Origin of the sequence: Paenibacillus cymbidii, from assembly GCF_004764705.1 — a bacterium.
Taxonomy (GTDB): domain Bacteria; phylum Bacillota; class Bacilli; order Paenibacillales; family NBRC-103111; genus Paenibacillus_AN; species Paenibacillus_AN cymbidii.
The window spans coordinates 267234-282914 of sequence record NZ_SHLX01000006.1; the positions used below are offsets into that span (position 1 = coordinate 267234).

The following is a 15681-nucleotide window of genomic DNA, read 5'->3' on the forward strand; positions in this document are numbered from 1 at the left end:
TTTCCGCAACACGTCTATTAAAGCGCTCTCAAAAATTTTTGGGCGTATTTCGACTGGTCGAAATACGCTCCTTGACTCGCCAGCGGTACCGCACCGGCAACCGCGGGTTTCCCCGGTCATGACGACTATTCCGCCCCTCCGCCGCCACCGCCGCCGGCACTTCCACCGCTTTGCTGCACGACATGCGTCAACTCGTGAGCCAGCAGCTCCTGGCCCGCCTCATTGCCGGGATTGTACTCTCCCTGGCGAAAAAACACATCGTTGCCGAGCGTAAACGCACGGGCCCCAATCGAGCGGGACAACTCGTCCGATTCCGCGTCATTGTGAATTTTGGCACTACTGAAATCGGCGCCGAACGCGTCTTCCATCTGGCCTCGGGTGCCCTCCTCGATCGACTGGCCACTGCCGCGTTTGGCTTGAATCCGCTGCTCGATGTCGCGCGGTGGCGCAAAGGAACCGCCGTCTTCCGCGTCGCGCTGCACAGCCCCGAATGCAGGCTTCATCTGCAACTCGTCCTCGCCTTCTCCTTCGCCGCTCTCCTCATCGCCGAGCGAACGCTGCAACGAGTCCGCCGCTGGCTTCATCTGCAGAGCATCGTCGCCTTCGCTTTCGTCCATTTCGCTCTCCATCGGCGCATCGAATGCCTCGTCGGCGTCGCTGCCATCGACTTCTCCGCTTTCTTCCTCGCCGAGCGAACGCTGCAACGACTCCGCCGCGGGCTTCATCTGCAGAGCATCGTCGCCTTCGCTTTCGTCCATTTCGCTCTCCATCGGCGCGTCGAATGCTTCGTCGGCGTCACTCCCGTCGACTTCTCCGCTTTCTTCCTCGCCTAGCGAACGCTGCAGCGATTCCGCCGCGGGCTTCATCTGCAGTTCGTCCTCGCCTTCCCCTTCGCCGCTCTCCTCATCGCCCAGCGAACGCTGCAACGACTCCGCCGCTGGCTTCATCTGCAGAGCATCGTCGCCTTCGCTTTCGTCCATTTCGCTCTCCATCGGCGCGTCGAATGCCTCATCGGCGTCGCTGCTGTCGACTTCTCCGCTTTCTTCCTCGCCCAGCGAACGCTGCAACGACTCCGCCGCCGGCTTCATCTGCAGCTCGTCCTCGCCTTCCCCTTCGCCGCTCTCCTCATCGCCCAGCGAACGCTGCAACGACTCCGCCGCCGGCTTCATCTGCAGCTCGTCTTCGCCTTCCCCTTCGCCGCTCTCCTCATCGCCCAGCGAACGCTGCAGCGACTCCGCCGCCGGCTTCATCTGCAGCTCGTCTTCGCCTTCTCCTTCGCCGCTCTCCTCATCGCCCAGCGAACGCTGCAACGACTCCGCCGCTGGCTTCATCTGCAGCTCGTCCTCGCCTTCTCCTTCGCCGCTCTCCTCATCGTCGCGCTGCACGGAACCGCCGCCCTGATTCGCAGCCGAAATGTGCTGCACCACCTGCTTCGCTTTTGCGTCGGCCTCTTGCTCATACGCATCGCCCACCGGCCCGACCGTCAGCTTCGCCTGCACCGGCAGCCGCGTCCCCCCGCCCGAACCGAGCAAGCTTTGTACGCCGCGATTGCCGATCGCCGCCTGCATGCCCATCACATCCCCAGGCGTGATGGACGACGGCGTTGCCGCTTTCTGCTGCCAATCCTCCGACGGCCCCGCCGCCGTACGACCGGACGGACCCGCATGACTTCCTGCCCCGCTGCGACTGCCGCCATGACTTTTATGAGACAACATCGAAATGGCCTCCCGTACTCCCAGTTTCTTCTAAACCCATCATAGGCGGAAAAGGTCGAAAATACAACAACATTTCGAGCGTTTACCCCGCGTTTCGACGCACCATCAGCACGGCGATATCGTCCGATTGCTGCGCCCCGCGGGCGAACCGGTCGACGTCCTGGAGCAGCCGCGTGATGCTTTGGTTCATCGGCACATCGGTCGGCTCCGCCTGCAGAAGCGCCGTCAACCGCTCGACACCATACTGCGCATAAACCGGATCCTCGGCTTCCGATATGCCGTCGGTATACAGTACGATCCGTTCGCCGGGCGCCATAATCGCGATGTTGTCCGTATACTGCGCATCCTCCAGCACGCCGAGCGGCAGCCCTTTCGTCCCTCGCAGCGGCTCGATCGAACCGTCGCCGCGAATAAGCAGCGGCAGACAGTGGCCGCCGTCGCTGAACATCAGCACGCCGGAAGCCGTATCCAGCAACCCGCAGAAAATGGTCGCGAACATCCCCGAATCGTCGCGGCACAGCTCGCGATTAACGGCGGTAAGCAGTTGGCCGGGCGTTGTGCCGTCGGTCATTTTGCCTTTGATCAGCGTCATCGTGACCGCCATGAACAGCGCCGCGGGAATGCCTTTGTCCGACACGTCGCCCAGCGCAAAAAACAGGCTCGTATCGCTCAGCGCAAAATAATCGTAGAAATCGCCGCCCACCTCGCGGGCCGGCCGCAAAATTGCGTCCACCTCGGCGCCAAACGAATGCTCGTCCGCCGACCCGGCTTGCTCGCTCTCCGCCGGACTGCCGTACGTAATGCCGGCGTCGCTGATCGTCATGACGGCGCCGCTCTGGTTGACCGACACGCCAAGCTTGGCGAACGGCCCGCGCGGCAGGAAGCTCATCTGAATGTCGCGGGCGATACGGAGCTCGCTGTCCATCCGCTCCTTGAGCGCGTACGTTTCTTTCAGCGCCTGCATCGATTTCTCCAGCGCGTCGTAGAGCATCGCGTTCTCCAGCGAAACGGCCGTCGGCGAGGCGATCGACTGCAGCAGCTTCACGTCGCGGTCGCTGAACGGCTTGTTCCCGCGTTTGTTCAGCACCTGCAGCACGCCGACGATTTCGCCTTTGCTGATCACGGGAACGCACAGCATGTTGCGCGTCGGGTAATCGGTGCGGGTCGCCACCTTGCTCGACCAGCGCGGATCGCCGGCGGCGTCGTCGATTTTGACCGATTCGCCCGTCTGTGCCACCCACCCCGCGATGCCTTCGCCGATCTTGAGCCGGATCTCGCGGATTTGATCGACCTTGTCGCCTACCGCCAGCTCGAAGAACAGCTCGCCCTTCTCCTTGTCGACGAGAATGACCGAGGACGCTTCCGCATTCATCACACTCGCCGTCGTGGCCATGATGTTGCGCAGCAAATCCTGCTTGCGGATCGTCGAGTTCATTTCCAGGCTCAATTCAAACAGCTGCTGCGTGCGCTGCAGTTCCTTTTCCGCCGTACGTTTGGAAACGAACATCCAAATCAGCCCGCCCGCCGCTGCGGCGGCCAATGCATAAGGCACGAGAAGCGCCGCTGTCATATCGTTCACCTCCGTTCCTTCCGTGACATCTGTGACATCTGTGACCCCTGCCGGCCGCTTACGACAGCGCCGCTACGGCGTCCGCCTCGCCCGGATAAATGGCAAAGATGCTGCTGAACCCGGACATATCGAACACTTCCTTGACATTGGCCGACATGCCGGCAAGCGCCAGTTTGCCGCCCACCGCCTTCAGCTTCTTCGCCGCCACAAGAAAAATGCGCAACCCCGCGCTGCTCACATAATCGAGCCCGGTCAGCTCGAACACGAACAGCTTGTTGCCGCCGCCGGACAGCTGGCCGAACTTCGTTTCCAGCGAGCTTGACGTATTCGTATCGAGCCGACCGTTCAGCGTTAAAATGATGATTCCGCCCTGCGTACGTTCCGTAATCTCCATGATCGCATCTCCTTCGATTCCAAGTTGCTACCGGCGTTTTTTCGCCAGCCTCACGACGTTGCACCCGTCTTCTCGCGTATAAGCCACTTCATCCATCACTTGGCGTACAAAATAAATTCCCAGGCCGCCGATGCCGCGCTCGTCGATGCCGAGCGACGTGTCCGGGTCCGGCCGCGCGAACGGATCGAACGGCACGCCTTCGTCGACGATGCGAATCTCCACCTCCGACTCCGTGGCCGTAAACGTCACGACAATGCCGTGACGCCCGTCCTTCGGATACGCGTAGCTGATCGTATTCGTCACCAACTCGTCGCATACGAGCTGAAGGTGAAACGCGAGCTGCGGATCCAACCCCGCCTCCGCCTGCAGCCGCTCGATCGTTTCCCGCAGCCGCTCCAACTCGCCAAGCTCATTGTACAGCTCAATCGATACGCTTACGCTCACGGCGAAACAACCTCCGTTTCCTGTCAGCCCATTTTCATCAGCATGCTTTCCAGCAGCCGGACGCGCGCACCGGAAGCCTGCAGCAAGCCGATGCCGATTTCCGGGTATAGCCTGACGAGCCGGGCCAAGTCTTCGCCGCGCAGCGCAAGCACGCGCACCTCGTCAAAAAACGCCTGCGCCGACACCGCCGAAGCGGATTGGTCGAGAATGGCCGTTTCGCCAAACGCCATCTTCGGCCCGAGTACGCCGATCGTGCCGATCGAACCGTCGGCCATCGTGCCGCTCAGCTCGATGTTGCCGTCGACGATGATGTACATGCGGGAGAACGTTTCGCCCGCCTGAATCAGGAACGCGCCGTCCGGATGAACCTCCTCGGAAGCGATGCCGGCGATGAGCCCCAGCTCGTCGACCGACAAATGTGCAAACAGCTCCACCTGCTTCAAAAACACGACTTTATCCAGCAAGCTCAAAAACTTGCGTTCCTCCTGCATGTCGCCCGCCTCCTTACGCCTTTCCATATCGAGCGCATAGCCGGCAATTTGCCGCAGCCAGCCGTCGGCGCCCGCCGCTTCCGCTTCGTGGCGCACGACCTCCAGCGCCGCCTGAACCGGCGCCTTTCCTTCGCCCGCGTCCGCGCGGGTCGCCGCAGCCTCCAAAACCGCCGGTCGCGCCGCTGCCGCCGCATCCTGCTGCAGCAGCGCGAACAGCGCCGCCGCCAGCCGCCGGTCGCCCGGCCCTTCCGCCAGCGCCTCCAGCCCGTTCTCGCGGACGTCGTCGTCCGCGTCGGTCACGGCCTGGCGGATCGTAGCGACGACCTGCTCGTCGGCCAGCGCCGCCAGCACCGCCCAGGCCGCGTCGCTGAGCGCGTCCCTGATTTCGCCGTAGCGGCGCTCGCACAGCGCGGCCGCTTCGGACAACCCGAGCGCGCGCAGCGCTTCCGGCAGCGCACGGTTGCGGCCGATATCGGCGATTCGCGCCAGACACGCGTCCACGAGCAGCTCGCGCACCCGCCGCTCCGGCAGGATGCCGGCGAGCGCCACGACCGCCGCTTTCCAACTGAGCGGATCGGGCTGCTTCATGCCGTCAAACAGATCGGACAGCGCCGGTTCGCCCATATCGGCGAACGCCTGCACGATCGCCTTGCGCAGCTCCTTGTCGGCGAGCGGATACATCGCCAGCAGCCGCGGCACCGTTTCCCGCCGCCGCAGCTTGCCGAGGCACGCCGCCGCCGCCACCTTGACGGCCGGCTTGTCGTCGCCGAGCAGCGACTCGACCCACTCGGCGTAGCTGTCCAGGCCAAGCGCCGCGATCGTGCGGCAGCCGTACACGGCGGATTCGCCGCCCGTGTCGAGCAGCTTGACGATCGTTTCGCCGCAGGCGGCGTAGCTCTCGTCGCTCCCAAGCGTGTACAGCGCCAGAATCGCTTCGCTGGCGACGTGCGGGTGCGCGTCAAGCAGCTTCATGCGAATGAAGAAATGCGCCTGGCTCTTCAGATGTTTGGCCCTTCCGAGCAGCCGCACGCACTCGGAGCGCACCTCGACGTCCTCGTCCTCGAGAAACGACGCCACCTGCACCAGCTGCTGCAAGTCGGCGCCGTGCAGCGTCATCGCCCGCAGCGCCGCCAGCTTGATCCGCGGGCTGTCCTCATGGATCAGCCCGATCAGCTGCGGCAGGTGCGCGGGATCTTTGGCCTTGCCGGCGATTTCGAGCGCAAGCTCGCGCACGTAATCGTTCGGATGCTGCAAGTAGCCGAGAATCGCCTGCATCGCCTTCGTCTGGCGGATGCCGCCGAAGAACGACTCGGCGATGTCGGACAGCTGGTCGTGCAGCGTCTGCACGCTGCGCACCAACTCTTTCATGTACAGATTGCGGCTGTACCATGCCGTGGCGACGAGCGCCACCGCCAGAACGAGACCGATCGCCGCCTGCGGCGTCAGTTCGATCCAGCCGGACGAATGCAGCAGCGACAGCAGCGCGCCGAACAGGATGCCCGCCGACGCGGCGATCGCCTGCACCACGTAACGAATGCCGTCGCGCCGGCCGAGCGGCTGCATTTTGAAGAACAGTTGGTAGCACGGCTCGGCGAAATAATAATACAAAATATAAATGACCGCATACGCGCACGAAACGGCCGCCAGGCTGTGCGGCGCCCCGACGAACATCGTCGTGACGGCGAAGCCGCCGAGGAACACGACCGTAATCGCCAGCAGCATGTTGCTGGCGCCAAGCCAGTTCATCAGCCGCGTCGATACGGTTTGCAGTACCAGCGAGAACGTAAATTGCAGTGTGATGACGATGCCGTAGAAAGCGGTCAAGTCGCTTTCGTTCGGATAGGTCGTTTGCGCCGCGTTAAAATACTGGTATTCGATCAAAAAATAAAGCGCCGGCATCAGCGTCATCAGCGCCATCGCGCACAGCAGGAACGGGCTGCCCACGATCAGGCGCGCATACTGGCCGGTAGTCAGCGCTTCTTCCTGCGGTGCGGCGGCCGCTTCCGATTTCCGCTCCGCCTTGAGCGTGAGCGGAACCAAATATTTGGCGATCGCCAGGCGGAAATAACGGTAACCGATCAGCAGCACGACAGGGGCCAGCGCATAGACGACTTCCGTGCCGAACCATTTGACGAACACCTGGGCGACAAAACCGGCAACGATACCGCCGATCGTAGCCGACGCCACGAAGATCGGCATGAGCCGCTTGGCTTGCTGCGTCGGACATAAATCGAATGCCGTGGCCCACAGCAGCAAGGTCATCTGGCGAACGACGAAGTTGGAAGAGAGGAACAGGATCGGATAATAGTAGATGAAATCGATGCCGCCCAGCTTGAAGCCGAGCAGCACAAGACCGTTCGCCAGCAGCGCCAGCGCCATCAGCAAATACAGCGTGCGCATCAGCTTCGGCTTCGGCAGCAGACTCGCCATCTTGGCCAGCAGCCAGCCTTCCAGCGGCAGCAGCATCGCCTCGACGATGTACATGAGCGGCAAATGCTGCACGCCGAAACGCTGGTTGAAGAGCGCCATAAAGCCCGAATAGTTGAGCAGCTCGGCTATCCCGCCGCACAGGAAAACCGGCGCCATAATCCACAGCTTGCGCGTATCCTCCGCCCGCAGCCCCAGCAATCGCAATGCTTTTGTCAACGCATATCAAATCCTTGTCGCTTCGCCGCAGGTCGCCGCCGGGGCCAGCCGTTCTTACACTGGGCCACTTGCGATCTCCTACAGCTTTTTATTGTAAAGCAGCATGGCTTCGCCGTCGTAGTAGTAGTCGGGACAAGTGCCCACTAGCGTAAACCCGCGCCCCTCGAACATGCGCTGAATCGGCGCGTATTCCGGCAAGTCGCACGTGTAGGTGAGAATGTAGCGGCCGCCGCGCGAACGAACGAACGCGATCATCGTATCGTACAGCCGCCGCGCGATGCCGAGGTTGCGGTACTGCCGGTGCACGGCGATAAAATCCCACATGTAGCCGCCGGTGCGATGCTCGTTCTCCTTGATGTTGCAGGCGCCGATTACTTCTCCCCGCTCGTTCTCCACGAACCAGAACCGGTCGCCTCCCTGATGCAGGCTTTGGCGGGGCCGGTTGCGGAACATTTCCTGCTCGCCGGGGGTATAGCGCTGATCGTCGAACGAATGCGGCGACAGGAAAAAGTCGCCGATCCGCTGCGCCTGCGCTTCATTTTCCATTTCCTGCACGAGATACGATCGTTCGGATGCGGTTTGCTTCAACTGCTCCATAAGACGGTTCCCTGCCCTTCGCCTTGTCAAGATATCCCCACGAATCGGGACTTGGGCGTGTCTTCGATGCGGATGCAGATACGCTGCGGAGGCCCCGGAAATGGCTCCCTTTTAGCCTGCCTGGTTACGATACGTACAGAGTGCCGTTCCAGTCGGCGGCAGCGCCCTTCTGGTAGTACTCGTCGCAAATGTAGAAATACAGCTTGGCCGCCTTGTCCTGGCGATTGATCTTGATGACTTGCACGAACGCTTCCCGCGCATCGTAGAAGCGGCCGACCTGGTACAGCTGGATCGCTTGCTCGAACTGCGCTTTCGTCCGCTCCTTCAGCGTCCGGATCGTATCCGGGTCGCCCTGGTACACATCGTACAGCTGCAGCGGCTTGTCGCTGTCCTCGTCGCGGATCAGCCCCAGATTCCGGTACTGGAACGACGTATTGCCGCTCAGTTGGCGGGCGAAGTCATCCGTAATCAAAATCGATGCCCCAAGCGTATCCGTCAGCTTCTCGACCATCGACGCGACATTCACGTCGTCCGAGATGACGTTGCCTTCCATCCGTTTCTCTTCGCCGACGATGCCGAGCCGCAGCGGCCCGCGATGGATGCCGATGCCGATGTCGATCGGCACGTAGCCGGTGTGATCCCGGTGCACGTTGTACAGCTCCAGTTCCCTGCGCATTTCGATCGCCGCCAGCAGCGACTCGTCCGCCGCATTCGAGAACAGGGCCATGATGCCGGCGCCCAAATATTTGTTGATCCAGCCTTCGTGGCTGCGGATATAAGGCGAGAACCGCTTCAGGAACGAGTTGATGAAGTTGAAGTTCTCTTCCGGCGTCAGCCGTTTCGAAAACTGGTAGAAGGAACGGATGTTGCAGACGAGAATGTGCATTTCCTTCTCGACCTGGTCGCCGAGTTGAACGTCGAGAATGCTTTCCTTGCCAAGCGACTGCAAAAACTGCTGCGGCACGAACCGGTAATACGCTTCGCTGGCGTTCGTGATCTGCACGATGTAATCGCGAATGTGGCCGGCCATAAAGTTGAAGTTGTCGCCGAGATCGGACACTTCGTCGCGCGTCTTGATATCGACTACGGCGTCCCACTGGCCTTTGGCGAACCGGGTTACGCTGCCGCGCAGCTTGCGGATCGACGAAAGCATGTAGTAAGTCATCAACAGGAAAACGACGAGCAGCACGGAGGTAATGATGGCGATATTGCGAATCGTGCTGACCAGAATCATTCGCCGGTGCTGGAGAATGCCTTCCAGGTTTTTGCTCGTTTCGTAAACTCCGACGATTTTGCCGCTTGAATTGTAGACCGGGCCGATGGCGTACATCCAGTAGCCGGTGTCGTCATTCCATTTATCCGTGACGATGGCGCCCGTCTGCGCAACCAGCGAGTTCTGCTCCGTCGTCGGAAACGGCCGGAACATGTTGTAGCTGTCGTCGTCCTCGATGATGCGATACAGCTGGCCGTTCTCGTATTTGTACAGCGCCCGGTAGAAGCCTTCGAAATTGAACTGGTCGCTCTCGAACAACCCTTTCATCTTGTCGTGAAACAGCCGGAAGTCGGCGTCCATGTAATCGGCGGGAGATTTGATCCGCTCCAGCCGGTCGCCGTCGATCAGGTTCTGCCCGTTGCGGGCGAGCAGCGCCAGCTCGCGAATCGTTTCGTCTTCGAGCTTGGCCGAGAAGTTGGTGTACACCACGTAGGACAGCAGCCCCATCGAAGCGACGATAATCGGCACGAAGACGAAAATTTGCTTCAAAATGAGCGAGATGCGGCGCCGCATGATGTTGACGTACAGCAGCTTGACCGCCCAGAGCAGCCCCAGCGCCGATACGACGGCGACCGCCCAGACGAGCCACCTGCCGGACATGATGGCGGCGGAGTAGTGGAGGTCGGACGCGCGGATGTTCAAGTCGATCGAGCCGTCCGCCGCGCGCCGGAATACTTCGGTGCCCGACGCCACCGTTACGGCGCCGTCTTGCGCCACGCGGATCGCGTACAGGTCGAAGAAATCGAGGTCCAGCCCAAGCTCCTGCGCCTTTTCCTCCGTGAGCAGCGATTCCAGGACGTAAGGCTCGGCGCGGTCGATGCGGCTGATCATCTTCAGCCGGAAATCGATGAACGAAAGGCGCCCTTTGCCGTCGATGCCGATGCTTTCCGGGAAATTGAGCCGTGTCCGGTCGATGGTGGGCAGCGGATACAGCAGTTCGGAGCTGCCGTTGCCGAGATCGCGATACACCTCGCCGCTTCGCGTCGAAAAGACGATCGAGCCGGGAGCCGTGCCGCGCACTTCGTTCAGCGTTTTCCCGTCCGGCAGCGTGCCGGTGTAGACCGGTTTCGCTTCTTTTTCCCCTTTGGCGACCTTCATGAGCGTAAACTTCGATACCTCGTCGAGGAAAAAGTAAAGGCCGTCCTCGCGCAGCTGCAGCGCTTTGATGCTGCCGACGCGCATGAGGCTGTCGCCTTTGCCGTTCTTCAGCTTTGACGAATCGATGCGGAACAACTCGGCGTCGAATTCGCCGCGCGGGGTGTAGCGGATCACGCGCTCCTCCTTGACGACGAACCCGAAGGAGTCGAGCAGCGTGTCGACCGTGTACAGGAAGCCGTTCCCGTCGACCGCCAAATCGTTGAAGTTGTGCATCAGGTCCGGCTGGTCGGACGGCTGGCGGATTTTGTAGGCGACCGTTCCGCCTGCGTCCGTTTTGATGATCGTCTTCTTGGACCCGCCTATGATGTAAGCATTGTTGTCGTCGTCGGTGACGGCGAGCGACATGTTGCCCAGCTTCATCGCGTTTTCCGTCGGCAAGTGCCGCAGCGTCGACCAGTTGCGGTACAAATAGTTGCCGGCGGCCGCCAGCAGCAGCACAAGCGCCAGCAGCACCGCGATCGATTTTTTCATCGTCCGTTCACCTCGCTCCATTGCTTGATCATGCGTCTTCTCCACAATTCGGGCTTTCCGCGAAAATAGCCCATTAAAAGTGGCTTATTTACCCTTTTTTGCCCGTGTCGAGCGAAATAGCCAGTGTTTTCACTGGTTATTTCGGTCTGACCGCGCCAAAATGGAGCTTTTTCCGCGAATAGCCAGTGTTTTCACTGGCTATTTCGTTGTTGTCGGCCATTTGGGGCGAAATAGCCAATAAAATCGGGCTTATTTCAGTCGGGAGTGCGGACTCCCGGGGAAACGAGGCTTATTCGGCTGGCTGCAGCCGTCGGCGAAGCGCCGATACCGATGCCGATGGCGTTATTCCGCCAAGCGGATCGTGTGCGTCGCGTCGTCCCAGACAACCGTCATGCCGAGCCCTTCGGCGATGAAGCGCAGCGGCACCATCGTTCTGCCGAGAATCAGCTCCGGCGCCGCATCCAGCGGCACCGGCGAGCCGTCTATGTAGGCCGTGCCGCTTCCGATCGTACACACGATTGTCGCGCCGTCCTTGCTGATCGTTACCGTCATCGTTGCATCGTCCCAAGCGACGGCGGCGCCGAATGATTCGGAAACCGGACGAATGGGTATATAAGCCTTTCCGTCTATTATAACAGGTGGCGTGTCAAATTTAATCACCTTATCGCCGGAAACGACATTTTCTGCGGGAATCGGCTGCGTATCCGCTCCGAATTGCTGTCGAACGGCGTCCGCAGCCTGCTCCAGCGCCGCCAACTCTTCCGCCGAATACTTCTCTTTCTCCTTGGCGGCGATGGCGAGCAGCGTCTCCTGCCCGCTCGCGGCGATCGCTTCCGCGATTGCCGGGGCGAGCGGATCATCCGCTTGCAGTTGCGCCGCCATCTGCTCCGCCAGCTCTTCGCCGGCATCGAGCCGAAGAAACAACTCTTCCTTGGCCGCAAGCAGGATGGCGTCGGCTACTCCCGCGAGCGACGCGGCCAGCGATTGCGCCTGCTCCGCGTCGCCGGCGGCGACCGCGGCCGCATGCGCCGCCTCCAGCTTCGCTTGCGCTTGCTCCAGCGCCTGTGCGCTGGCCGCCGAACCGGCGGCGGCCGCAGCCTGCTGCGCCAGCGCCGCGATTAGCTGCTGCGCTTGCTGCGACGCCGCTTCGGCGCTGCCGGCCGCAAGCGCCTGCGCGAGCTGCTGCTGCGCCGTCGCTACCGCGGCGTCCGCCTTGGCGGCGGCGACGGCATCGGCTTGCGCGGCGGCCGCGGCGGCTTGCTGCTCGGCGAGCTGCGCCGCCACCGCCTGGCGCTGCGCCTCGAGCGCCGCAGCGGCGGCGGTGTCGCCAGCGGCGCGGGCTTGCTGCGCGTCGGCGGCAAGCTTGTCTTGCTGCGCCTGCAGTTCCTTCTCCCGGGCGGCGTCGCTTTCCGCCTGGATCGCTGCCGCCAGCTTGTCGGGATTGCCGACAAGCTGCAGCTGCTTCAGCGCGGCAGCCGCATCGCCGCTCAGCATGGCGGCGTTCGCGGCGATCTGCGCCTCGACGTTTTTCTTCTCGAGCGCCAGCTGCGCCGCTTCGGCCGGCTTCTGCGCCGCCGTCGCTTCTTCCAACGCGGCCTGCAGCTTGTCCTTCTCCTTCGTCAGCCGCTCGTTCTCCTGCTGCAGCTGCGCCGCCGTCAGCATCGATGATGCAGCGCCGGCTTTGGTCGCTTTGACGGTCAGCTTCATCGCGTCGATCTTGTCCGCCTTGACGGCATTGCCCGGCGAGTCGGCATCGCCTTGATCGTTCAGCTTGGAAGCGTCGACCCAGGCGCCGCCGTCGGTTTTGACCAGCACGCCCTGGCCGGACGCCTGCATCGTTTCCTTGGCCGCGTTGTACAGCTCCGGCGTCAACGCATCGAGCGTCACCATGAACGTGCCGATAATCATCGTGCCCGCGAGCGCAGCGCTGGCCGGTTTCGCCGGAGCGCCCGTGCCCGCAACGGTACCTACCCCCGTACCTGCACCAGTTCCTGCTCCCGCACCTGCTCCGGAACCTGCGCCTGCACCAGTTCCTGTGCCTGTTCCCGTACCGGCTCCCGTGCCTGTTCCCGTGCCTGTTCCCGTGCCTGTTCCCGTACCTGCTCCTGCTCCTGCTCCTGCTCCTGCTCCTGCTCCTGCTCCTGCTCCTGCTCCTGTGCCCGTACCAGTTCCTGTACCTGCACCGGCACCCGTACCTGCTCCTGTTCCTGTGCCCGCACCAGTTCCTGTACCTGCACCGGCACCTGTACCTGCTCCAGCGCCTGTGCCTGCTCCCGCGCCTGCTCCGGAACCTGCGCTTGCACCAGTTCCTGTGCCTGTTCCCGTACCGGCTCCCGTGCCTGTTCCGGCACCCGTACCTGCTCCTGCTCCTGTGCCCGCACCAGTTCCTGTACCTGCTCCGGCACCCGTACCTGCTCCAGCGCCTGTGCCTGCTCCGGAACCTGCGCCTGCACCAGTTCCTGTGCCTGTTCCCGTACCGGCTCCCGTGCCTGTACCAGTTCCTGCTCCTGTTCCCGCTCCGGCGCCTGTACCTGCTCCGGCGCCCGTTCCCGCACCTGCACCTGCACCTGCACCTGCTCCGGCACCCGTACCTGCTCCTGTGCCTTCACCAACGCCCGCACCTGCGCCCGTGCCTGCTCCCGTGCCTGCTCCAGCGCCTGTGCCTTCACCAACGCCCGCACCGGCTCCCGCATCAGTACCTGCGCCCGCACCTTCCCCTGCGCCCGCTTCCGCCTCTTCCGCCGCAGCGGCGGCCTCGGCTTGTGCGGTCGCCTCCACGGCGGCGGCCGCCTGCTCGCGCGTCGCGTCCGAGACGGGCGCCTGCTGCAGCGTGCCCGACGCGCCGGCGCCGTCAAGCGCCGCTTCCAGAATCGGCTCCTTGCCGCTGTACAGCACCAGCTTCAGCTTGTCCGGGCTGGCGAACATCGCGCTCGGCTGGCGCATGCTTTTTTTCACCGGCGTCACTTTGCCGATCCGTTTGCCGCCGGTCGTAAACAGCGCATAATGCGTCGCGTTCAGCTTCGGATCCGGCTTGACCGCAAATTCGCTGACCAGCGAAGGCACCTTCTCCTTCACCGTCCAGGAGCCGGCGGCGGCGGCGCTCTTCGGCGGCTGGCCCATCGGCGCCAAACCGTCGTCGATTTCCTTGTACGGCAGCACGCCCGGCCGCAGCGTCGGCCCCACGGCCCCGCCCGTGTCGTAATCGAGCTTGAACAACGCGGTTTTGTACGCCATCTGTGCGGCGAATACCGTTTGGCCCGCCTGGTCGACCGCCTCCTGGGCCTGCTGCACGCCGTCCTGGCCGAGCAGGCCTAGTTTCGCTTTTTTCGCGGCGGCTTCGCGCTCGTTCTTCGCCTTCTCTTCGTCGCGCAGCGTCTGGGCGTATGCCTCTTCCGCGCCTTTGGCGTCCAGATAAGAAGCTTTGATGGCGTCGATCAGCGCGATGCGGCTTTCTTTTTCCTTCAGCACCGCCTTGTTCTGATCCATCATCGATACCGGCAACGAATACTTCAGATCGTCGAAATACCGCAATCCGTCGAACTCGCCCTGCAGCAGCGTCTTCGGAATCGGCAAAATGCCGAACCAGAACAACCCCTCCCAGTCGGCAGCAATTTTCGTCAACATTTCTTCGTAGCCCGCCATGAACAAGTCATAATCGGTATCCGTAAATTTGTACAAGCTTTCGATCAGACTGACGCGGCCGGCCCCGAACTTGGCGGCGTACAGCTGACGCGTGACGTCGACTTTCATCACCGCGAGCCGGCTGTCCTGCACGTCCTGCAGCAGGCCGAGATTCGTCTTTTCCGCACCGGCCGTGTAATACCAAAGCATCGATTGGTTCAAATTGGCGTAATCCGGTTCGAGGCCGAATGTGAAGCCGCTCTCGAGATTCATCCCGATGCTGCTGCCAAGCGCGATGCGCGACGACTTATAGGCTAGCTCCGCCTGCTTGAGCGTCGAATTCGCCTTCTCCAGCTCCTGTTCGGCTTCCTCCCGCGCCTTGCCGTCCGCAAGACCAAGCCGGACCTTCGTTTTCGTGTCGGCGAGCTTCCGGTTCGCCGCTTCCATCTTCGTCCGCGCCGCCGTCGTCGCCGACATCGCCTGCAGCGCCGCCAAATACTGCTTTTGCACGTCGAATTGCGCCGCCCTCATTTTGTCCTGCAGCGCCACTTGGGCCATGTAAACTTGCTTTTGCGCTTCCGGAATTTTGAACCGGACGTCCAGATCCTTGCTCAGGCTATGCGGTTTGGCGAACAGGCCGCTGTCCTTGTCGTTCTGGTTTCGGACCGCTTCGTATGCCTGCTTCAGCTCCGTGTTCTTTTTGGTAATGTCGGCCTTGGCGTCGCGAACGGCGGAGCTTGCCCTCAGACCGGCCGCAACGGCATCCTGAAGCGAAAGCAGCTTGCCCCGCGCTTCCTCTCCCGCCGCAAACGCCGTCCCGGCCGGCAGCGCCACCGCAATCGCCAACGCAACGATCAGACACCTTTTGACAACAAACGCATACAACAATCCGATTCCTCCCGCCAAGCTGTTACTTTCATACTACAATACTTGCCGACGCAGCGCACCCTGTATTTTGGTGATAAATGCCACAATAGTGCGGCTTCTGTACGGTTTGCCGCCTTTCCAGCAATCGTTTTGACTGGCGAAACTTGTATTGCTCCGCGCAACATTAATGTAGTACGATAAGTTAGCAAGATGTCCCACAAACCGACATGATCTTGCGGACACCGCCGGCAACAAACCGGTCATCCCAAATAAGCCACAAAAAATGGCCTATTCGCGGGATTTTCCCGCTCTCATCCAAAATAGCCAGTGAAAATAGGGCCTATTCGCACCCAACCCGCCTCGAAAACGGGGTTTTTCACGAAATAACCAGTGGAAACATGGTCTATTTCGCCAATACCGCTCAATTTTCATTA

General features: G+C 61.9%; 8 protein-coding genes. All 8 read right to left on the reverse strand.

Annotated elements, in window-relative coordinates; genetic code table 11:
- Positions 1-125: 125 nt before the first annotated feature.
- A complete protein-coding gene (locus EXY20_RS39460) occupies positions 126-1715 on the reverse strand; it encodes an eCIS core domain-containing protein (protein ID WP_207671250.1) in 1590 nt (529 codons plus the stop codon).
- A gap of 82 nt (positions 1716-1797) precedes the next feature.
- On the reverse strand, positions 1798-3285 hold the full coding sequence (locus EXY20_RS10940) for a PP2C family protein-serine/threonine phosphatase (protein ID WP_135550743.1): 1488 nt from the start codon (positions 3283-3285) through the stop codon (positions 1798-1800).
- Positions 3286-3343: 58 nt separating this feature from the next.
- The gene (locus EXY20_RS10945; RefSeq protein WP_135550745.1) at positions 3344-3679 is read right to left on the reverse strand and encodes an STAS domain-containing protein; all 336 of its coding nucleotides are present in this window, start codon (positions 3677-3679) and stop codon (positions 3344-3346) included.
- 27 nt (positions 3680-3706) lie between these two features.
- Positions 3707-4123: an ATP-binding protein gene (locus EXY20_RS10950; RefSeq protein WP_167859159.1), complete on the reverse strand. Its 417-nt coding sequence runs from the start codon at positions 4121-4123 to the stop codon at positions 3707-3709.
- 23 nt (positions 4124-4146) lie between these two features.
- A complete protein-coding gene (locus EXY20_RS10955) occupies positions 4147-7260 on the reverse strand; it encodes a cyclic nucleotide-binding domain-containing protein (protein WP_135550749.1) in 3114 nt (1037 codons plus the stop codon).
- Positions 7261-7338: 78 nt separating this feature from the next.
- Positions 7339-7857, reverse strand: coding sequence for a GNAT family N-acetyltransferase (locus tag EXY20_RS10960; protein ID WP_135550751.1), 519 nt, complete (start codon positions 7855-7857; stop codon positions 7339-7341).
- A gap of 124 nt (positions 7858-7981) precedes the next feature.
- Entirely contained in the window at positions 7982-10759 is a 2778-nt protein-coding gene (locus tag EXY20_RS10965) for an adenylate/guanylate cyclase domain-containing protein (protein ID WP_167859160.1), read from the reverse strand.
- 342 nt (positions 10760-11101) lie between these two features.
- The gene (locus EXY20_RS39465) at positions 11102-15268 is read right to left on the reverse strand and encodes a stalk domain-containing protein (protein ID WP_135550755.1); all 4167 of its coding nucleotides are present in this window, start codon (positions 15266-15268) and stop codon (positions 11102-11104) included.
- Between the last annotated feature and the right edge of the window lie 413 nt (positions 15269-15681).

Bases quoted from the DNA above. Each gene is read 5' to 3' on its own strand.
- EXY20_RS39460 (WP_207671250.1), bottom strand. From the start codon at position 1,715: ATGTTGTCTCATAAAAGTCATGGCGGCAGTCGCAGCGGGGCAGGAAGT.
- EXY20_RS10940 (WP_135550743.1), bottom strand. From the start codon at position 3,285: ATGACAGCGGCGCTTCTCGTGCCTTATGCATTGGCCGCCGCAGCGGCG.
- EXY20_RS10945 (WP_135550745.1), bottom strand. From the start codon at position 3,679: ATGGAGATTACGGAACGTACGCAGGGCGGAATCATCATTTTAACGCTG.
- EXY20_RS10960 (WP_135550751.1), bottom strand. From the start codon at position 7,857: ATGGAGCAGTTGAAGCAAACCGCATCCGAACGATCGTATCTCGTGCAG.
- EXY20_RS10965 (WP_167859160.1), bottom strand. From the start codon at position 10,759: ATGAAAAAATCGATCGCGGTGCTGCTGGCGCTTGTGCTGCTGCTGGCG.